At 68.4% G+C, this 19441-nt stretch carries 14 protein-coding genes; 4 read left to right on the forward strand and 10 right to left on the reverse strand.

Going from position 1 to position 19441, the window contains the following annotated elements; all coding sequences use genetic code 11:
* Positions 1 to 383: 383 nt before the first annotated feature.
* Positions 384 to 2156, reverse strand: coding sequence for an arginine--tRNA ligase (gene argS, locus V5F75_RS16265; RefSeq protein WP_394033826.1), 1773 nt, complete (start codon positions 2154 to 2156; stop codon positions 384 to 386).
* Positions 2157 to 2189: 33 nt separating this feature from the next.
* Entirely contained in the window at positions 2190 to 3395 is a 1206-nt protein-coding gene (locus V5F75_RS16270) for a deoxyguanosinetriphosphate triphosphohydrolase (protein WP_394033827.1), read from the reverse strand.
* A 107-nt stretch (positions 3396 to 3502) separates the two neighbouring features.
* On the opposite strand from V5F75_RS16270, the gene V5F75_RS16275 reads away from it, so the two are divergent.
* Positions 3503 to 3874, forward strand: coding sequence for a HesB/IscA family protein (locus V5F75_RS16275; RefSeq protein WP_393987051.1), 372 nt, complete (start codon positions 3503 to 3505; stop codon positions 3872 to 3874).
* Positions 3875 to 3973: 99 nt separating this feature from the next.
* Here the strand turns inward: V5F75_RS16275 and V5F75_RS16280 are convergent, their stop codons facing one another.
* Both V5F75_RS16280 and V5F75_RS16285 read right to left on the reverse strand, forming a co-directional pair.
* Positions 3974 to 5140 (reverse strand): alginate O-acetyltransferase AlgX-related protein, encoded by a 1167-nt coding sequence (locus tag V5F75_RS16280; protein ID WP_394033828.1) that lies wholly within the window; start codon positions 5138 to 5140, stop codon positions 3974 to 3976.
* 10 nt (positions 5141 to 5150) lie between these two features.
* Positions 5151 to 6557, reverse strand: a complete 1407-nt coding sequence (locus V5F75_RS16285) for an MBOAT family O-acyltransferase (protein WP_394033829.1) — start codon at positions 6555 to 6557, stop codon at positions 5151 to 5153.
* A gap of 182 nt (positions 6558 to 6739) precedes the next feature.
* Here V5F75_RS16285 and xth point away from each other — a divergent pair, with 182 nt between their 5' ends.
* Both xth and V5F75_RS16295 read left to right on the forward strand, forming a co-directional pair.
* Complete coding sequence (gene xth / locus V5F75_RS16290) at positions 6740 to 7528, forward strand: exodeoxyribonuclease III (protein WP_394033830.1); 789 nt, start codon at positions 6740 to 6742, stop codon at positions 7526 to 7528.
* Positions 7525 to 7944 carry a GFA family protein gene (locus V5F75_RS16295; protein WP_394033831.1) on the forward strand — a complete coding sequence of 140 codons (420 nt, stop codon included), beginning with the start codon at positions 7525 to 7527 and terminating at the stop codon, positions 7942 to 7944. The genes xth and V5F75_RS16295 overlap by 4 nt, the downstream gene beginning before the upstream one ends.
* A 264-nt stretch (positions 7945 to 8208) precedes the next feature.
* Here V5F75_RS16295 and V5F75_RS16300 read toward each other — a convergent pair whose 3' ends face one another.
* The 5 genes from V5F75_RS16300 to V5F75_RS16320 form a co-directional block, all read right to left on the reverse strand.
* Positions 8209 to 9033: a tetratricopeptide repeat protein gene (locus V5F75_RS16300; protein WP_394034088.1), complete on the reverse strand. Its 825-nt coding sequence runs from the start codon at positions 9031 to 9033 to the stop codon at positions 8209 to 8211.
* Between the two features lie 634 nt (positions 9034 to 9667).
* Positions 9668 to 12454 carry a valine--tRNA ligase gene (locus V5F75_RS16305; protein ID WP_394033832.1) on the reverse strand — a complete coding sequence of 929 codons (2787 nt, stop codon included), beginning with the start codon at positions 12452 to 12454 and terminating at the stop codon, positions 9668 to 9670.
* 193 nt (positions 12455 to 12647) lie between these two features.
* Positions 12648 to 13676: a DUF2497 domain-containing protein gene (locus V5F75_RS16310; RefSeq protein WP_509212100.1), complete on the reverse strand. Its 1029-nt coding sequence runs from the start codon at positions 13674 to 13676 to the stop codon at positions 12648 to 12650.
* 127 nt (positions 13677 to 13803) lie between these two features.
* Positions 13804 to 15135, reverse strand: a complete 1332-nt coding sequence (locus V5F75_RS16315; protein ID WP_394033834.1) for a TolC family outer membrane protein — start codon at positions 15133 to 15135, stop codon at positions 13804 to 13806.
* 223 nt (positions 15136 to 15358) lie between these two features.
* The gene (locus tag V5F75_RS16320) at positions 15359 to 16030 is read right to left on the reverse strand and encodes a protein-L-isoaspartate O-methyltransferase family protein (protein WP_394033835.1); all 672 of its coding nucleotides are present in this window, start codon (positions 16028 to 16030) and stop codon (positions 15359 to 15361) included.
* Positions 16031 to 16238: 208 nt separating this feature from the next.
* On the opposite strand from V5F75_RS16320, the gene V5F75_RS16325 reads away from it, so the two are divergent.
* Complete coding sequence (locus V5F75_RS16325) at positions 16239 to 16679, forward strand: group III truncated hemoglobin (RefSeq protein WP_394033836.1); 441 nt, start codon at positions 16239 to 16241, stop codon at positions 16677 to 16679.
* A 10-nt stretch (positions 16680 to 16689) separates the two neighbouring features.
* Here the strand turns inward: V5F75_RS16325 and V5F75_RS16330 are convergent, their stop codons facing one another.
* Positions 16690 to 18999 carry a PAS domain S-box protein gene (locus V5F75_RS16330; RefSeq protein ID WP_394033837.1) on the reverse strand — a complete coding sequence of 770 codons (2310 nt, stop codon included), beginning with the start codon at positions 18997 to 18999 and terminating at the stop codon, positions 16690 to 16692.
* Positions 19000 to 19441: the final 442 nt, after the last annotated feature.

Here is a 19441-nt window from a genome sequence, read left to right on the forward strand (position 1 = left end):
GGCGACGCCAGACGACCGGGCTCGGCGCGCGCCGCATCCGGGCGGGCGGCATCGGTTCGGGACGGCATCTGTCCAGCGGCGCCCTGGCTCGCGGCGCCCTGGCGCAGGCCCTCCTGCCGCGTGGAAACCGGGGGGGCCTGGCGCGGCGGCGCCTGGCGCGGCTCCTGCGCATGGGGTGCGCCCTCGCGCGCGGAGGCATCGCGCGCGGAAGGTGTCCGCGCGCCGGCGTCACCTTCCTCCCTGGAGCCCCCGTCACGCCGGTAGCGGAACCTGCTTTCGTCGACCATGTCGCCTCGATGTCTTCTCGTCCGCCCCGCCCCAGACGGATCTGCTTTCCGGCCAAAGGAGGCCGCAAGGGAGCCGATTGGCTGCGCCGGACGAGCTCATTTCATCTCGTCGACGGCCTCCACCCCCAGCACCTTCAGACCCGAGGCGAGCACCGTGGCCACGCCGTGCACCAGGGCCAAGCGGGCCGAGGTCAAATCTCGATCATTCTCGATAATGAAGCGTAAATGTGGCAGGTCTTTTCCGCGGTTCCACTGGGCATGGAAATCGCTTGCCAATTCATGGAGATAGAAGGCCACACGGTGGGGCTCGCGGGCGCTCGCCGCCTGCTCCACCAGACGCGGCCAGGAGGCGATGCGCTTCATGAGGCCGAGCTCACCCTCGTCATCGAGCCGGCTCAATTGCGCATCCGCGAAAGCGGAGGCTTCCGCCGGCAGGTCGGCCAGCGCGGCGGCGGCGTTGCGCAGAATGGATTTCGCCCGCGCGTGCGCATACTGCACATAGAACACGGGGTTCTCGCGCGACTGCTCGATCACCTTGGCGAGATCGAAATCGAGCGGCGCGTCGTTCTTGCGGAACAGCATCATGAAGCGCACCGCGTCGCGCCCCACTTCGTCCACAACATCCCGCAGGGTGACGAAGGAGCCCGCCCGCTTCGACATGCGCACCGGCTCGCCGTTGCGGAACAGGCGCACGAGCTGGATCAGCTCCACGTCCAGGCTTGCCCTGCCGCCGGAGACGGCCTTCACCGCCGCCTGCATGCGCTTGACATAGCCGCCGTGGTCGGCGCCCCATACGTCGATCATCGTGAAGAAGCCGCGCGCCACCTTGTCCTTGTGGTAGGCGATGTCGCCGGCGAAATAAGTATAGCTGCCGTCGGACTTCTTGAGCGGCCGGTCGACGTCGTCGCCGAATTCGGTGGAGCGGAACAGGGTCTGCTCGCGGTCCTCCCAATCCTCGATGGGCGCGCCCTTGGGCGGCGGCAGGCGGCCTTCATAGACCTCGCCGGACGCGCGCAGCGCCTCGATGGTGGCGCCCACCCTGTCCACCGCGCCGGCCGCGAGCGAACGCTCGGAGAAGAACACGTCGAACTCGATCCCCAGCGCCGTCAGGTCGTCGCGGATCATGTTCATCATGGCGCCGATGGCGAAGCTGCGGAAGATGGGCAGCCACTCGCTCTCGGGGGCGGCGAGATATTCCGCCCCGTGCATCTCCGCCAGTTCCTTGCCGACGGGCACCAGATAGTCGCCGGGGTAGAGCCCGTCGGGAATTTCCGCCTTCTCGCCGGTCACCGCCTCGCGATAGCGCAGGTAGGCGGAGCGGCCGAGCACGTCCACCTGGGCGCCGGCGTCGTTGATGTAATATTCGCGGGTCACCTTGTAGCCGGCGAAGGCCAGCAGGTTCGCCATGGCGTCGCCGAACACCGCGCCACGGCAGTGGCCCACATGCATCGGGCCCGTGGGGTTGGCGGAGACATATTCCACGTTCACCGGCTCGTCGGTGCCCAGCGCGGAGCGGCCGAAGCGCGGGCCCTGCCCCAGAGCCGCCGCCAGCACCCGCGGCCAGAAGGCGGGGTCGAGCGTGAGGTTGATGAAGCCCGGCCCGGCCACGTCCACCTTCGCCACATGGGCGAGCGACTTCAGCTTGCCGGCGATCTTCTCGGCGAGGTCGCGGGGCTTCGTCCCCAGGTCCTTGGCCAGCACCAGCGCGGCATTGGTGGCAAGGTCGCCGTGGCTCGCGTCTCGCGGAGGCTCCACCACCACGCGGGAGAGGTCGAGGCCGGTGCCCCGCCCTTCGGCAAACTGGCCCTCGGAAACGAGGGCGGCGACGGCTTCGCGGACGAAATCGGCGAAGATCGCGTAGACGTTCATGGAAAAGTCCGATCGGGTTGGTCGCAGCGGCGCCTATCTCAGATCCGGCGTCGTGTCAAAGAAACGGGCGTGCTGGTCGAGGGCGTAGCGGTCGGTCATGCCGGCGATGTAGTCGGTCACGCGACGGGCGAGGCGGTTCTCGTCCAGGCTTTCGAGATCGGCGTGCCAGGAGGGCGGCATGTCCTGCGGGTGGGCCATGAAGTGGGCGAAGAGCTCGCGCACCACCCGCTGCGCCTCGGCCATGATGCGGTTCACCCGCTCGTGGCGGTACATGTGGGGGTAGAGGAAGCCCTTCAGCGCCTTCTCCGCCCGTGCCATCTCCGGCGAGAAGGTGATGAGCGTGCGCCCCAGTCGCCGCACCTCATCGGCAGAAGAGACGCCGGCCGCGGCGGCCGCGGCCTCGCCCTGGCGCACCACGTCCAGGATGAGGCGGGTGATGACCCGCCGCAGCACCTCGTTGACCGCGCGGGGCATCTCGATGTCCGGGTAGCGCGCCCGCACCTCGCGGATGGCCTCGCCCACCAGCGGCAGCGGCTCCAGTTCATCGAGGGTGAACATGCGGGCGCGGATGCCGTCGTCGAGATCGTGCACGTCGTAGGCGATGTCGTCCGCCAGCGCGGCCACCTGGGCCTCGGGGCCGGCGTGGCTCCACAGCTCCAGGTCCTGCTGGGCGGAATGCACTGTTATGGCGTGGGGCAGGCCCCCCGCATAATGGCCGATGCCCCTGCCCTCCCGGTCGGCGAGCGGCCCGTTGTGCTTGACGATGCCTTCCAGCGTCTCCCAGGTCAGGTTGAGGCCGTCGAACTCCGCATAGCGGCGCTCGATGCGCGTCACCACCCGCAGCGACTGGGCATTGTGGTCGAAGCCGCCATGTTGCGCCATGCAGGCGTCGAGCGCCCGCTCTCCGGCATGGGCGAAGGGCGGATGGCCGAGGTCGTGCGCCAGCGCCAGCGCCTCCGCCAGATCCTCGTCGAGCCCCAGCGCCCGCGCGATGGAGCGCGCCACCTGCACTACCTCCAGCGTGTGGGTGAGGCGGGTGCGGTAGTGGTCGCCCTCGTTGAAGGAGAACACCTGCGTCTTGTGCCGGAGACGCCGGAACGCGGTGGAGTGGATGATGCGATCGCAGTCGCGCCGGAAGCCGCTGCGGGGCGGCATCTCGGCCTCGTCCACCAGCCGCCCGCGCGATGTATCTGGATCACAAGCCCAGGAAACGCGCGGCCTTGCGCCGGAAACAGCCATCTTGAGATTCCTCCCGCCCGCGCGTTTTTACGTGCCCGGCCCTTTAATTCGAAGCGTTCCGGGCTTAACTTGGGGCATTGCCATCTTCATTTCATAAAGTCGATACCATGGACGCCACACTCGCCCCGACCCAGGAGCCCGCGTCTGCCGAGGCTCCCGATTTCGCCGTCACCGACGCGGCCGCCCGCCGTATTCGCCACATCCTGTCCTCGGAGCCGGAGGGCACCTTCCTGCGCCTTTCCGTGGAAGGCGGCGGCTGCTCCGGTTTCTCATACAAGTACGACATGACGACCGTGCAGGAGCCGGACGACCTCGTCATCGAGAAGGAAGGCGCCAAGATCGTGCTCGATCGCATCTCGCTCGACTACGTCAAGGGCTCCCAGCTCGACTACGTGGCCGACCTGATGGGCTCCGCCTTCAAGATCCACAATCCCATGGCCACGGCCAAGTGCGGCTGCGGCTCCAGCTTCGCGGTCTGACAGGCCGCGGTTGAGGTTCGCCAGTCAGGCGCGGCAGGGCTCAGCCCCGCCGCGTGCTTTCGCGCGCCTGCGGCAAGGCGCTCCGGAAAAAGTGCGCCATTACGGCGCCGCACCGGCCGGAATGGCGCCGGGGTCCGGCTGGGGCAGGCCCACCGGCCATGCGCTCGGCGGGCACACGAAATAGCGCTCCGTGCGGGCATAGATGAGCAGGTCCGGCTTGAAGCGGCGGACATCGTCGAAATTGAAGTCGCACGCGCCCATCACCGTGCGGGAGGCGTGCATCCAGCCCACCACGCTCACCTCGGCGTTCACGAACAGCCGCGGCCACAGGCCGTTGGTGAAGGAATCCCCCAGGATCAGCACGCGCGCGCCCGTGGGCGCATAGTCCCACGCCAGGGATGCGAACAGCGGATGCACGTTCGGGTGCGCCAGCGCGGGGTCCGCCCGCCCCTTCCCGGCACGAGGCGGCAATTGGATCTTGAAGTTCTCGTCGTCGATATCCGGCGGCATGCGCATGGAGCGCAGCAGGTCGCCGCGCGCCATGGGCTCGGGCGGGCCCACCACCTCGGCCGGGTCCACCCGCCAGAGCGGATGCCCCGCCGCCGCCATCACCGCATTGAACGCCAGCACCGAGCTGCGGGTGTTCCAATGCGTGTCGGTGTGCAGGTAGCGCGGCGCGGGCGCCTCCCGCAGCGCCGGGCGCAGGTCCACCGCCGCCACGCCCTCCGCGCGCAGGGCGTCGAGGGCCATGCCGTATTCGGTGACCGGATAGCGCAGAAGGTCGGTCCAGGCCGGCAGCGCTTCCACTTCCACGGACTGCGCGTTGGGCGGCAGCGCCACCACCACCTTGGTGCCGAGGGGCGCAAGCTCGCGCTGCATCACGCCGATCATGGTGGCGAAGCGCGCCACCGCTGAGGCCCGCACCACCGCGCCGGCGGATTGCTCGGGCGTCAGTTCCATGGCCCAGAACAGCCGCCCGTCGCGGCCGGCATAGATGGGCGTGGTATCCGGCGCGCCCAGGGCCGAGCGGATGGCGCGGCGCAGCGTCGGCATGGTGGCGCGGAAGCCGAAATTGTCCTGCATGAAGGCGGGCGCGGTGCGCAGAACCGCCCCGGCCTTCTGCAGGAAGCTCCAGCCGGGATCGATGGGGGTGCGCGCCTTCCATCCGCCCACGGGATCGGGAATGATGTTCGACAGCAGCAGCAGGCCGAAGAAGCCGGCCACGAGGGCTCCGAGATAGCGGCGGTGACGCGCGAGCAGGTTCATGGCCGGCGCCTCAGAAGCGATAGTAGAGGAAAGGCGTGGGCACCGTGCCCCCCACCCACACGACGCTCAGCAGCAGCAGAGCCCCGATGAAGGCGAAATCGGCGAAGCGCGCCGCCCCTCCCTCGCCCGACAGGATCGACCAGCGCCGCCAGCGGAAGAAGCCGATGAGCCCGCCCGCCACCAGCGCCGCGATGGAGAGGGTGTGCAGCCCGAAGCCCAGCGCCATGGAGGGGCGGCTGAAGCCGTGCGCCCCGGCGAGGCCGGCGAACATGTCCAGCGCGCCGGGCAGGGTGTCGGCCCGGAACCACACCCAGCCGAGCATCACCACTACCACCGCATAAAGGTGGGAAACGGCATCGGGCAGGCGCTTCAGCCAGCGGCCGAGGAAGGCGCGCTCGATGATGAGGAAAGCGCCGTGGTGGGCGCCCCAGATGACGAAGTTCCAGCTCGCCCCATGCCACAGGCCGCACAGCAGGAACACGGCGGAGAGATTGAAATAGGTGCGCAGCTCGCCGCGCCGGTTCCCGCCAAGGGGGATGTAGAGATAGTCGCGCAGGAAGGCGGAAAGGCTCATGTGCCAGCGCCGCCAGAAATCCGAGATGGAGCGCGCCGTATAGGGCAGGCGGAAGTTGCGCGGCAGGGCGAAGCCCACCATCACGCCCAGGCCCACCGCCATGGTGGAATAGCCCGCGAAGTCGAAATAGATCTGCACCGTATAGGCATAGAGCCCCAGCCACGCTTCCACCAAGGTGGGGTTGGTGGTGGCGTCGAACACGCTCACCACCAGGCGCGAGACCTCGTCGGCGATCAGCACCTTCCAGGCGAGCCCGATGGCGAACAGGCGCGCGCCGGCCGAAAAGCGCCCCCATGTGACCCTCCGGTTCCCGAGCTGACGCGCCACCGTGGAATACCGCACGATGGGCCCCGCCACGAGCTGAGGGAACATGCACATGTAGAGGCCGAACTGGGCCGGATCGGAATTGGCCCTCACCTTCCGTTTGTAGATGTCGGCGAGGTAGGAGATGGCGTGGAAGGAATAGAAGGAGATGCCGAGCGGCAGCGCGATCTGCGGCACCGGCAGCGCCACGTGCGCGGGCTCCAGCAGCACGTTCAGGTTTTCCACCAGGAAGCCGGTGTACTTGAAGACGCCGAGCAGCAGCAGATTGAACGTGGCGCCGAGCGCCAGGACCTGCTTGCGCGCGGCCCCCTCGCGCCGGTCGATGGCCTGGGCGAGGAAGAAATTGACGCTCACGGAAAACAGCAGGATGAGGATGTGCGGCGTATAGCCCACCGCATAGAAGACAAGAGAAAAGGCCAGAAAGATATAGTTCCGCGTCTGGATTGTCTTCGCGGAGAAATAACAGACCAGGAAAAGCGGGAGAAAATAGAACAGAAACGCGATGGACGCGAACGTCATGGGGCCGCCATCCGTGCAGGGGCAAGCCCCGTGCATGCCACCCTTTGCCGGGCGCCGCAACCCTTGACCTTGCCGTTGGCGCCTGCTTTCGCCTCAGGCGCTCGCCCCACCCCGTTGCCCCCGCGCCGCGCCGGAGTATGCTCCCCTCGCCCGCATCGCCGGGCGCGAGGAGAGCGGACCCCATGCGCATCGCCACCTGGAACGTGAACTCCATCCGCCAGCGGCTCGACCACGCCGTCGCCTGGCTGAAAGAGGCGAGCCCCGACGTGGTCTGCCTCCAGGAGATCAAGTGCCAGACCGACGCCTTCCCGAAGGAGCCCTTCGAGCAGCTCGGCTACAATGTCTCCGTGCACGGGCAGAAGACCTTCAACGGTGTCGCCCTGCTTTCCAAGCTGCCTCTGGAGGACGTGACCCACGGCCTTGCCGGCGACGACGGCGACGAGCAGGCCCGCTTCATCGAGGCTGTGGTCTCCGTGAAGGGCGGCGTGGTGCGGGTGGCCTGCATCTACCTGCCCAACGGCAACCCGCCGGACACCGAGAAATATCCCTACAAGCTGCGCTTCATGGACCGGCTCGCCGCCTTCGCCGAGGACCGGCTGAAGCTGGAGGAGCCCCTGATCCTGGCCGGCGACTTCAACGTCATCCCCGCCCCGCCCGACGCGGCCGACCCTGCCGCCTGGGTGGGCGACGCGCTGTTCCTGCCGCGCACGCGCACCGCCTTCCGCAGCCTGCTGAGCCTCGGCCTCACCGATGCCATCCGCGCCAGCACCGACGCCGGGCGCACCTATACCTTCTGGGATTACCAGGCCGGCGCATGGCAGCGCGACAACGGCATCCGCATCGACCACCTGCTGCTGTCGCCCCAGGCGGCCGACCGGCTCATCGCCACCGGCATCGACAAGCACGTGCGCGCCTGGGAGAAGCCTTCCGACCACGTGCCCGTCTGGGCCGATTTCGCCATCGCCCCGTGAGCGGCGCATCGCCCGACACGCCGCATGAGGGCGGCTGCCTGTGCGGCGCCATCCGCTATCGCCTGCGCCGCATCGAAAGCGCCTATTGGTGCTACTGCACCATGTGCCGGCGCGCCTCCGGCGCCGGTGCCGTGCCCTGGGCCACGGTGGCGCGTGCGGACTTCCAGCTCACGCGCGGCGCACTCGCGACCTACGCCTCTTCCCCCGGCGTCACGCGCGGCTTCTGCGGTGCCTGCGGCAGCCCCATCCTGTTCGACATGGCCGTGGAGGCGGGGGTGGATGTCACCCTCGGCACCCTCGATGCGCCCGACAGCGTGGTGCCCACCCACCACATCTGGACCACCACCGCCCTCCTCATGTGCGAGGGCCTGGGGCCGGACCTGCCGCGCCACCCGGCGGAAAAGCCGGCGGACTGACACGGCGCGCGCGGCGCAGTGGGCCCGCTGGACGCGCGGTCCATATGCGGAAGCCGCGCATGCTCCCTGACCCACATCACGCCCACCGTCGAGGCCCGGCGTCAGCCGACGCCGGCATTTCAGCCCCTTGCGGGAGGCAGACGACCAAAAGAGAAAAGATGTCGGCATGAGCCGGCGCAGCGCCCGCAACGGGGCGTCGCCATCGCGGGCCAGGGAACGCCGCCAAGCCCTGCGCCGAAGGGAAATCCGCCTGCGGCCCGCGCCTCAGCGCTTGGCGGTCTTCAGCCAGTTTTCGAGATAGGTGAGCGCCATGGCGCGCTCGTCTGCGTTCGCCTCGGCGAACACTTCCTCATGCAGTTCCACCACCCAGTGGTCTTCCGGGCGGGCGGCGGCATCACGCGCGAGGGTCAGCCACATGAGGCCGCGCGCCGCCTGCCGGGGCACCCCCTCCTCGCCGCGGAACAGCAGCTCGCCCAGCATGGCCTGCGCCTCGAACTGCCCCTTCTGCGCCGCCAGCGTCAGCCACCGGCCGGCGTTGCGCGCGTCCTTCGGTCCGCCGACGCCATCGAGGTAGAGCTTGCCGAGATGATATTGCGCGTCCGCATCGCCGAAATAGGAGGCGGCGTAGGAATACATGTCACGTGCGCGCATTGGGTCGCGCTTCACGCCGGCGGCCGGGATACCCACCAGATAATAGCCGCCGAGCGCCACGAAGGCATTGGCCACGAAACGCGACTGCGCGGTGCCGGGATAGTCGTCGGCATGGGAATTGGCGATCTTGCTGAAATAGCTGAAGGCCTTGGCATCGTCGCGCTTCACGCCGTCGCCGTCGGCATAGATGCGCCCGAGCTTCCACTGCGCCACCGCATGGCCCTGGGCGGCGGCATAGCCGAGGGCGTCGAGCCCCTTCGCCGTCTGACCCGAGCGCAGCGCCTGCGCGCCGGTGCGGAAGGCCTCGTCCACGGGCCGCGCGGCCGGCGCCAGGGGCACATCGGCCGGCGGCGTCAGCGGCTGGGCGCTGCGCGCGGCGGAAGACGAGCCGTCGAGAGCGGTGCCGTCGAAGGCATGGGCCGCCGGCGTGGCGAGCATGAGCCCCACCATGCCGGCGAAAAGCACGCCCGCCGCCCGGCTGGCAAAGGGACCCAGAGCGTCGCGGACACCCACCCGCGCCGCCAGCTTTGCGCCGCGTGCGAGCCGGCGCACGGGCTGCATGGCCGCTTCACCCGGCCCGAGCTGGAGCCGGCGTGCGCCCCGAAGGCGGCCTTTCGAGCTGGAAAGACGATCCGAATACATAGTGCGAAGGTTATCGCTGGCGGCAGCGGCAACATCGGGGCCGAGGGAAGGCCGGGTCGCGACCTCTCTGAGGCACCCGCCCGCTGCGCTCCGCATTTCGAACCTCTTTGCCATCCAATGCGTGCGCATTCGGACCCTACCTTCAACGCGGCGGTCGGAATACTTATCCGAGCTACGCTTTCCGCCCCGTCCCGCACTCGGGTTTCGTGGCGTTTTGTGGCGGGATCGCGGCGTTTGGGGCGGCGGCTGCGGCGCGCGGATGGAAACGGGAGCGGTGTGACTTTGCCGTCACAGACGAAGCGCCCCCGGAAAGGAATGGTTAACCTTTATGAAATAAGGAGGCGCGCCGTTTTTCTACCCTCGGAGGGCCGGGTGTGGCGCGGCTGCAACGCCCATGGCGCGGCCGGCGCAACGCGCCGGCCTGCCCTGTTCAGTTCCCGGAAAGCTGCCGAATGGCGGCCCGCACCTTCTCCTGGCGCAGCACATATTCCGCGCGCTTCTCGCGCTCGGCCTCCACCACCTCTTCCGGCGCGCGGGCGACGAAGCTCTCATTGGAGAGCTTGCCGTCGATGCGGGCGATCTCCTGGTCGAGCTTGCCCTCTTCCTTCTTCAGGCGGGAAAGCTCGGCGGCGAGGTCCACCACGCCGGCCAGCGGCAGGGCGGCCACCTCGCCGCGCACCACCATCTGCACCGATTCCGCCGGCATGGCATCGGCGACGGTGACGGAGCCGAGGCGCGCCAGCCGGCGGATGGCATCGTCCCACTGCGCAGCCCGCGCCGCCGTCTCCGCGCCCGGCTGCACCAGAACCAGGGAAACCTGGGCCGAGGCCGGGACGTTCATCTCCGCGCGCACGGAGCGGATCTCGGTAACGAGATCCACCACCCAGCCCACCTCGGCCTCCGCATCGGGCGCCTCAAGGCCGGCGAGGTCCGGCCACGGCGCCAGCGCCAGCAGGCTCTCCCGCACTGGGCCTTCCTTGCCCGTTTCTGCCCACAGCTCCTCGGTGAGGAAGGGCATGAAGGGGTGGAGCAGCGCCATGGCCACGTCGAGCACATAGGCCGTGGCGGCGCGGGTCTCGTCCTTGGCGGCGCCGTCGGGACCGGAAAGAACGGGCTTCGCCAGCTCCAGGTGCCAGTCGCAGAACACGTTCCAGAGGAAGCGATAGACCGCCCCCGCGGCATCGTTGAACCGATAGGCCAGGATGGCCTCGCTCACCTCGGAGGCGGCGCGGGCCACCTCGCCGATGATCCAGCGGTTGAGGGTGGCCTCCACCTTCGCCGGATCGAAGCCCTCGGCCCGCACGCAGCCGTTCATCTGCGCGAAGCGCACCGCGTTCCAGAGCTTGGTCGCGAAGTTGCGGTAGCCCTCCACGCGCGAGGTGGCGAGCTTGATGTCGCGCCCCTGGGCCGCCATGGCCGCCAGCGTGAAGCGCAGCGCGTCGGCGCCATACTTGTCCACGAGGTCGAGCGGGTCGATGACGTTGCCCTTGGACTTCGACATCTTGGCGCCCTTCTCGTCACGGACGAGGGCGTGGATGTAGATGTCCTTAAACGGCACCTCGCCGTCCATGAAGTACAGGCCCATCATCATCATGCGGGCGACCCAGAAGAAGATGATGTCGAAGCCCGTCACCAGCACGCTGGTGGGGTAGAACTTCTTCAGCTCGTCCGTGTCATCCGGCCAGCCCATGGTGGAGAAAGGCCACAGGGCGGACGAGAACCAGGTGTCGAGCACGTCCTCGTCGCGGGTGAGGAACTGGGCGCGCCTGTCCGCGTCGTGGATCAGCGCCTCCGCCTCCTCGGCCGAGAGCGTCTCGTTGCCCACATTGTGCTTCAGCGCCAGCTCGAAGGCCTCGTCCTCGTCGAGCGCCACGAACACGTTGCCGAAGGGGTCGTACCAGGCCGGGATCTGGTGGCCCCACCAGAGCTGGCGGGAGACGCACCAGGGCTGGATGTTCTCCAGCCACTCGAAATAGGTCTTCTCCCAGTTCTTGGGCACGAAGCCGGTGCGCCCCTCGCGCACGGCGGCAAGCGCCGGTTGGGCCAGCGTCTTGGCGTCCACATACCACTGGTCCGTGAGCCAGGGCTCGATGACCACGTTGGAGCGGTCGCCGTGGGGCACCATGTGGGTGTGGGGCTCGATCTTCTCCAGGAGCTCCAGATTGGTGAGCAGCTCCACGATCTGCTTGCGCGCGGCGAAGCGGTCGAGGCCATTGAGGTGGGCCAGGATGCCGGCGGCGTCCGGCGTCTCCACATAGACCTCGGGCCGCGCCGAATGGTCGTCCCGGATGCCGGAGGTGTCGATGCGCGCCTCTGCGTCGAGCACGTTGATCATGGGCAACGCATGGCGCTTGCCCACCTCGAAGTCGTTGAAATCGTGGGCGGGCGTGATCTTCACGGCACCCGAGCCCTTCTCGGGGTCGGAATATTCGTCGGCCACGATGGGGATGCGCCGGCCCACCAGCGGCAGGATGACGTTCTTGCCAACGAGGTCGCGATAGCGCTCGTCATCCGGGTGCACCGCCACCGCCGTGTCGCCCAGCATGGTCTCCGGCCGCGTGGTGGCGACCACGATGAAGCGGCCCTTCTCGCCCTCCACCGGATAGCGCAGGTGCCAGAGGTTGCCCTTCATCTCCACCGGAACCACCTCGAGGTCCGAGATGGCGGTGATGAGCTTGGGGTCCCAGTTGACGAGGCGCTTGTCCTTGTAGATCAGCCCCTCGCGGTAGAGCTGCACGAACACCTTCAGCACGGCGCGGGAGAGCCCCTCGTCCATTGTGAAGCGCTCGCGCGACCAGTCGCAGGAGGCGCCGAGCCGCTTCAACTGGCCGACGATGGTGCCGCCCGATTCGGCCTTCCACGCCCACACCTTCTCGATGAAGGCGGCGCGGCCCATGTCGCGGCGGCCGGGCAGCTTCTGCGCCGCGAGCTGGCGCTCCACCACCATCTGGGTGGCGATGCCGGCATGGTCGGTGCCCGGCTGCCACAGCACGTCCTTGCCGCGCATGCGCTCGAAGCGGGCCAGGATGTCCTGCAGCGTGTTGTTGAGCGCATGGCCCATGTGCAGGGAGCCGGTGACGTTCGGCGGCGGAATGACGATGGAGAAGCCCGGCTTGTCCTTGCGCTCAGGACGACCGCAGCGGAAGGCGCCCTCCTGTTCCCAAGCCTCGGCGATGCGGGCCTCGACGGATGCGGGATCGAACACTTTTTCGAGCATGGGCTGAAGCTCCACGGCCGCGACGCCCCGTCCGCGCCGGCCTGGGCCAGACGGGAACCGGCATCCGTCGCGCTCGGCACGAGATGGGTTTCGTCGGGGGTTAAAGCCGCACGGGAAAGAAAACGTCAACTGCGCAGCGCATCAGACCAGCCCCGCGCACCCGCGCAGAAGGCGGAGCGCGGGCGCCCCGCGTTCAGCGCAGCGAGCTGGTGACGCGCTCGATCTCCGCCCGCACCAGCCGTTCGACGATGCCGGCGAGATTCTGGTCCAGCCATTCCTTGAGCATGGGCCGCAGGATCTCCTTCACGAGATCCTCGACCGTGCGCTCCTGCTGCGGGAGCACCAGATCGCCGAGCGACTTGAAAGCCGTAGCGACAGCCGCATCCACCGCCGGCGAGAGCAGATCCTTGCGGGGCAGCGGCGCGCGCCGTTCCGGGGCCGGCCCCTCCGCCCGAATCGGCGCAGGATTGGGGATCGGCCGGTGCGACGGCTCCACGGACAGCGCTTCGGGAGCCGCCTGCACGTGCACGGCGGGGGTGCTCGCAGGTGCGCTCTCGCCATTGGCCTGTGGGCGGACCGGCGGCAGATCGAACGCCGCCCGCACCGGAGCCGCGACGGTGGAACGCCGCGCATCCGCCGCAGCAGGCGTGCCCGCACGGCCATCGAAGGCCGCCGGCCGCACCTCGCGGACGACGTCACCCGGCCCGCCGCCGCGCGCGACAACCTCGCCGCTCCAGGCACTGCGCTCGGCCGCGACAGCCGCCGCCGGCTGAGCTACGAGGGGCGGTGGCGGATTTCCGCGCGCCACATTGCCCCAGGACGGCGTCTCCGGCCTCACGGTCCCGCGCCCGTCTAAGCCGGCGCCACGCACGGCCTGCGCACCCGCGGACGGCGAGCGCCCGTCCCGGTTCGGTGCCGGCACAAACCGGGTGTCATCCATGTCCTGCCGGGAATAGCCCCCGCGCGGCGCCTCCGGCTGCGCGGATGCGGCGCTGCCGGGCGCGCGCCCATAGAGACGATGGGGCTGGGTGGGGGAACCCCGGCGAGCGCCGGAATCGCCATTCTGGCTCGGGCCGTGCTCCATGGTGCCGCGACGCACGGGCATCATCGGCTGCGGGTGCGGCAAATCCAGTTCGGCGGGGTCGTCGTCGGCGATGATGCGACGGATGGAGTCGAGGATTTCCTCCATCGACGGCTCTTGCGCCTTCGGATTTGCAGGCATGTCGCGACCTCGGCCGGAAACGACGGGCGCCGGCCGGACGGCCTCACGCCCCGCTGACCAGAATCATCAGCTTCTGGATTATGACACCGGCGCTTGGCCCCTTGCCAGCGCCGACGCCTCCTGTCCCCTACTGACCGTCGGGCGTGCGCACGCCGGCCCAGCTGTCGCGCACCTGCTCGTAGTGCACCGCCGGATTGTAGACGTTCACCTTCAGCTTCAGCGACACGGCGTCGAGGCGGCCGATGATGGAGATCAGCGAATAGGCGGCGACCACGCGGTCGCGCTGCGCGGTCACCAGCGCCGAACGGGAGTTGGTCAGCTCGCGCTGGGCATTCAGCACGTCGGTGGTGGTGCGCTGGCCGACCCGCCACTCCTCGCGCACGCCTTCGAGCGCCAGGGTATTGGCGGCAACCGCCGCCTGGGCCGCCTGGATCTGCGCCTTGGAGGCCTCCAGCGCGCCCCAGTACTGCACCGCCTGGGAGCGGATGGCGTCGCGGTTCACGTCCACCTCGATCCGGGCCTGGCTCAGCAGTTCCTTGGCCTGGCGGATGTTCGCGTATTCCTGGCCGCCCTGATAGATCGGGACACTCAGGTTGAGGCCCACCGCGGCGGTACCCTGCGACTGCAACGACAGCGAGGTGTCATAGCTCTGCGAGAGCTGCCCTTGAAGCTGCAGGGTCGGCGCAAGCGCGCCCTCGGCCACCTTCACCTGGAACAGCGCCGTATCGACCGCAAACTCGGACGCCTTGACCGCGGGATGGGTGCCGAGGCCGGAGGAAATCACCTTCGCCAGGGTGCCGGGAATCATCCACTCGATGGATTTCGGAGTCGTCAGCGTGCCGGGCTCCACGCCGATCACCTGGCGATACACGGCCTTGGCCGAGGAGAGGTCGGCAATCGCCTGGCTGACCTGATACTGCGCGTCCGCGACACGGGCCTCGGCCTGGGCGACGTCGGTGCGGGTCACCTCGCCCACGTTGAAACGGTCGCGGGTGGCGCGCAGTTCCTGCTCCAGGGCGGCGAGATTCTGCCGCTGAAGGTCCAGCAGGGCGATGGCCTGAATGACGTTCATGTAAGCGGTGGCGCCGTTCAGCAGCACCGACTGCTCGGTGTTGCGCAGCGTCTCGCGCGATCCGCGCACCTGCGCTTCGGCCGAGCGGGTCGAGTTGCCGGTGACGAAGCCGTTGAAGATGGTCTGTGTCGCTGTCAGCGCGAACTGGCGCGCCCAGATATTTCCGCTCGAGACGCCATTGCCGGTGACGTTCTGGCGCTGCGATTCGAAGCCGGCGGCGACCGAACCCGACAGGGTGGGCCGATAGCCAGAGAGGGCCTTCGGCACGTTCTCGTCGGTGGCGCGGGTTCCGGCGCGCTGGGAGTTAAGCGTGGGGTTGTTCACATAGGCGGAAGCGAGCGCCGAATCGAGCGACTGGGCCTGCGCCATCGCAACCGACAGCGCCATGCCCCCGAATCCCGCCAGGAAAGCGACAACGTTTCGGCGAATGCTTGTCGCAACCGACATCTACATCTCCTGGACCGGGCACGGCACGCCACCCGATGCGCCCTGCGCACCCGCCGCGCGGTAACGAAGCAGCAAGATATCTGCACCGCGAGGGAGACGAAACCGAGTGGTTCGATTCCCCCGTCGCTTTTCGGATTACCGCGGCAAACGCGCCACAGGTGGCTCAGAAAACGAAGCGGGGAGCCGCCTTGAAGCCATGCAGAAGCGGCACCGCCGCGTTGAAGGCGACGCGCTCGCTGGGGTGGCCGGCGATCTTGGTGAAAATCGTGGCACGCCCCGCCCCGCCTTCGCCGATCACGGCGACCAGGCGCCCACCCTCCTTGAGCTGGGCGAACAGGCGATCGGGAATCACTTCCACCGCGCCCTCGATGACGATGAGGTCATAGTCGGCCTCCGCGGGCCAGCCGGCCGCCAGCGGCCCCTGCATCACCGCCACGTTGCCGACGCCCAGATCGGACAGGGTCTTGTCGGCGGCTGCGGCCAGCTCCGCGTCCTCCTCCAGCGCCACCACCTGCTGGGCGAGACGCGACAGCAGGGCGGCGCCGTAGCCGGTGCCGGCGCCGACATCGAGCACGTGGTCCTTCTCATCCACGTCCGCAAGCTGGACGAGGCGCGCGAGGATCATGGGCTCCAGAAGGTAGCGGGCGGGGGCCGAGCCGGAAGCAGGGCGGATCTCGAGATCATCGTCGATATAGGCGAGGGACTTCAGCGCCGGCGGCACGAACTTCTCGCGCGGAATATCGAGCATGGCGCCGACGATGCGATGGTCCGTGACGTCGTTGGTGCGGACCTGCCCGTCCACCATGCCGCGGCGAAGCTCGACGAAATCGATCATGTCTTCCCTCCGGACCACCATGCCCGGGCGCCTTGGCGATGCGGCCCGGCGGGTCAGCTCGGCTTCAAGAGCCACATTGCCGCCTCTTTTGCAAGGCGCCAGCGGGCCCCGCCGTGGCAGCGCGTCGCACACGGGCGCACGGACCTTGCGCCGGCGCATTTCCGACGCACCATCTGCGTGACCTTCAGTTCCGCCGGAGAGGACCGCCATGACCGACAGCATTCCCCTGGCCCAGCCTACGCCGGACGCTCCTTCCGAGGAGGCGATCCGGGACCTCGTGTACTCTTTTTATGATGCCGTGCGCGCGGACCCGCTCATCGGCCCCGTGTTCGACGCGAAGATCGCGCCCGACGCGTGGCCGGCGCACCTCGCCAAGATGTGCGATTTCTGGTCCTCGGTGCTGCGCAGGAGCAAGAGGTATGATGGGCGGCCCCTGCCGCCGCACCTTATGCTCGGCCCCGTGGGCGACACCCATTTCGCCCGCTGGCTCAGCCTGTTCCGGCCGGTGGCGCGGCGCGTGCTGGACCATGAGGCCGCATCGCGCGCCATCGCCCATGCCGAGCGCATGGCCATGAGCTTCCGCATGGGCATCGCCGTGCACAAGGGCGAGGACAGCACGCGCATCGCGCCGCTGCCCGAGGAGGCCTGAGGCCGCGGCATCAGGCTTCGTGCAGGTCCTCGTGCTCGGCGAAGGCGACCACGCGTGAGCGTCCGCTGGTCTTGCCACGGTACATGGCCGCATCGGCGCGGCGGATCAGGCTCTCGGCGCTGACCGCGCCGGCCCGCCCCACCGCGACGCCGACGCAGGCCGAGATGCGCGCCTCGCCCTCCGCCAGCATGAACGGCGCCTGCAGCAGGTCGAGCAGCTTCCCCGCCACCGTCATGGCGTCCGCCTCGCCCGCCACCGTCGGCAGGAAGACCACGAACTCGTCGCCGCCGACCCGCGCCACCGTATCCTCGGCGCGCACGGCGCCGGAGAGCCGGCGGGCCACCAGACGCAGCAGCTCGTCGCCCGCGGCATGGCCCCAGCGATCGTTCACCGGCTTGAAGCGGTCGAGATCGACGAACAGCACGCCCACCAGCCGCGCGTCGTGGCGGCTCCGGCCCAGGATCAGCTCGATCCTGTCGGCGAGCAGGGTGCGGTTCGGCAAGCCGGTGAGCGGGTCGAAGTTCGCGCGCAGCCAGATCTCCTCTTCCTGCTTCTTGCGGGCAGTGACATCCGAGAACAGCGTGACATATCCGGTGAGCCGGCCGTCGGGCTGCACGATGGCGCTGACCACGGTGCGCTCCACGGAAACACCGCCGTCGCGGCGCCGGTTCGTGATGTCGCCTTCCCACCTGCGCTTGGCGGCGAGGCTCTTTAAGATCGGCCTGTAGAAGCTGAGGCCGTTCCGCCTGAAGGCCAGCATCTTCGGCTTCTGGCCGATCACCTCCGCCGGCTGGTACCCCGTGATCTCGTGGAAGGCGGGGTTGACGCGGATGATCTCCCACCGGCGGTCGGTAACCATGATGCCTTCGGCCGCCGCCTCGAACACGCGCTCGCTGATGAGCGCTTCCCTTTCGAGCTGCACGGCGCGGGTGATGTCGGAGAACGCCAGGATGGCGCCCTTCGGCGCGTCACCGCCGGCACTGAAGCGGCGGCTCTCGACGCTGAGCCAGAACAGGCGATTCTTGTCGTCGCGGATGGAGAAAAGCTCCTCCGAGATATCCTCGGACAGGCAGCGCACGGAGGGGCGCCGCTCGCGGGGCACCACCTCGCCCTGGGCATCCAGCAGCGCGCTGCTGCGCGCCACCAGGCTGGGTGCGTCGGTTCGCAGGACGGTGAGTGTCCGGTCGTTCCATGCGGTGATGGCGCCGGTCTCATCCACCAGGATGAGGCCCGCCGGCACGGCCTCGAAGATGCCGCGGTAGCGCGCCTCGCTCTCGCGCAGGCTGCGCTCCAGCTCGAAGCGGTCGGTCACGTCGTGGATGATGGAATAGAGCGCCGTGGTGCCACCGACCGTGATGGGCCCCGAGAAGACCTCCACCATGCGGATCTCGCCGGACGCGAGCCGGTGCGGAAAGACGAAGGAAGGCCGCTCGCCCAGCGTGGCTTCCGACATGGCGTGCACGATCTCCTCGCGCGACAGGCAGTTGATGTCGGAGATGTTCATGCTGGCCAGCCGCTCGCGGCTGTAGCCGTAGAAGCTCGCCGCCGCGGAATTCGCGGCCAGGATGCGACCATCCCGAGGATCGGAAAGCAGCTTCACCGAGTGATTCTGGTCGAACAGCGCATGGTAGAGCGCTTCCTGGCGCACCAGGGCTGCGCGCTGGCGAATGTCCCGAAACGCGAGGAAGGCGAGACCCGCGACAAGACCGACCAGCGCCAGTGTCCCGATCAGGTTGGTCCAGCGATGGGCGGTGATGGCTTCGTCGAGAGGGGCCAGGAGATCGGCGGTGGAGAGGCCCACGAAGATCACCACCGGCAGGTTCCGCAGCCGTGCCCAGGCATAGATGCGCTCGATCGGCTCATGGGTCGCCACCCCCGTGAAGACCCCCTGCGCCGGTGCGTCCGGCCGTAGATAGGGGCGCGAGCTCTTCACCGCGCGCCCCATCAGCGCATCGATCTCGCTGCTGCGGGCGAGATAGGTGCCGTCCGGAATGTGAACCGCGCCCACGGTGTCGTCATTGCCCAGGATCACAAGGGCCAGCTCGTCGGAAAGGAACTTCGGCGAGACCGTCATCACGGCGACGCCCGCGAGTCCTTCCTCCGTCAGGATCGGGCGGGCCAGCGGGACCGCCCAGCGCGTCGCTCCGGGCATGCGCGCCGCCTCCCCGACGGCGAGGCGATCGTCCAGGGGCTCCATCCGCAGCACCTCGAAGAACTGCATCGCGGAGATGTCGGCCCAAACCGGAGCGACGCCGCTGGAGACGACGAGGCGCCCCCCGGCATCATAGACCGCGATCTGCGCCTCGGCCGATGCCGGCAACAGCGCGAGCGCCTGGGTGGTAAGAAGCCCAAAATTCTCAGAAGCACGCGCGTAGTCCCTACGCACATTCTGCAACAAATAGTCAGCCCCACGGAACGTGGCTGAAAGTTGCTGCCGCGCCGCCTCGCTGATCTGCTGCGCCCGCAGCCGCCCAGACTCCATTGCATCCTGCCGCGACAGGAAGAATGAGTATTCAAGGTATCCCCAATAACACACCACCGATAGCACAAATACAATGACGGCAGCGATGATACGCGGAAAACTAAACCGAATACGCATGGGATACCCGACGGTGGGCAGACTGACCGGAAGTTGACTGCTGGCGATTTATCTAACTCTGCGTCAGCTCTCAACCAGATTTAGACGGTATTATTATACATACTACACGATTTCCATGGCAACCACCAGCTTCTGCAGGGCGGTAATGAACGTCATTCATCAT

The organism is Xanthobacter albus (assembly GCF_043194895.2).
Lineage (GTDB): Bacteria > Pseudomonadota > Alphaproteobacteria > Rhizobiales > Xanthobacteraceae > Xanthobacter.

What these genes read in the sequence shown, in the direction of transcription:
- argS (WP_394033826.1), bottom strand. Translation starts at nt 2,156, where the DNA reads ATGAACGTCTACGCGATCTTCGCCGATTTCGTCCGCGAAGCCGTCGCC.
- V5F75_RS16270 (WP_394033827.1), bottom strand. Translation starts at nt 3,395, where the DNA reads ATGGCTGTTTCCGGCGCAAGGCCGCGCGTTTCCTGGGCTTGTGATCCA.
- V5F75_RS16275 (WP_393987051.1), top strand. Translation starts at nt 3,503, where the DNA reads ATGGACGCCACACTCGCCCCGACCCAGGAGCCCGCGTCTGCCGAGGCT.
- V5F75_RS16280 (WP_394033828.1), bottom strand. Translation starts at nt 5,140, where the DNA reads ATGAACCTGCTCGCGCGTCACCGCCGCTATCTCGGAGCCCTCGTGGCC.
- V5F75_RS16285 (WP_394033829.1), bottom strand. Translation starts at nt 6,557, where the DNA reads ATGACGTTCGCGTCCATCGCGTTTCTGTTCTATTTTCTCCCGCTTTTC.
- xth (WP_394033830.1), top strand. Translation starts at nt 6,740, where the DNA reads ATGCGCATCGCCACCTGGAACGTGAACTCCATCCGCCAGCGGCTCGAC.
- V5F75_RS16300 (WP_394034088.1), bottom strand. Translation starts at nt 9,033, where the DNA reads ATGCTCGCCACGCCGGCGGCCCATGCCTTCGACGGCACCGCTCTCGAC.
- V5F75_RS16305 (WP_394033832.1), bottom strand. Translation starts at nt 12,454, where the DNA reads ATGCTCGAAAAAGTGTTCGATCCCGCATCCGTCGAGGCCCGCATCGCC.
- V5F75_RS16310 (WP_509212100.1), bottom strand. Translation starts at nt 13,676, where the DNA reads ATGCCTGCAAATCCGAAGGCGCAAGAGCCGTCGATGGAGGAAATCCTC.
- V5F75_RS16315 (WP_394033834.1), bottom strand. Translation starts at nt 15,135, where the DNA reads ATGGCGCTGTCGGTTGCGATGGCGCAGGCCCAGTCGCTCGATTCGGCG.
- V5F75_RS16320 (WP_394033835.1), bottom strand. Translation starts at nt 16,030, where the DNA reads ATGATCGATTTCGTCGAGCTTCGCCGCGGCATGGTGGACGGGCAGGTC.
- V5F75_RS16325 (WP_394033836.1), top strand. Translation starts at nt 16,239, where the DNA reads ATGACCGACAGCATTCCCCTGGCCCAGCCTACGCCGGACGCTCCTTCC.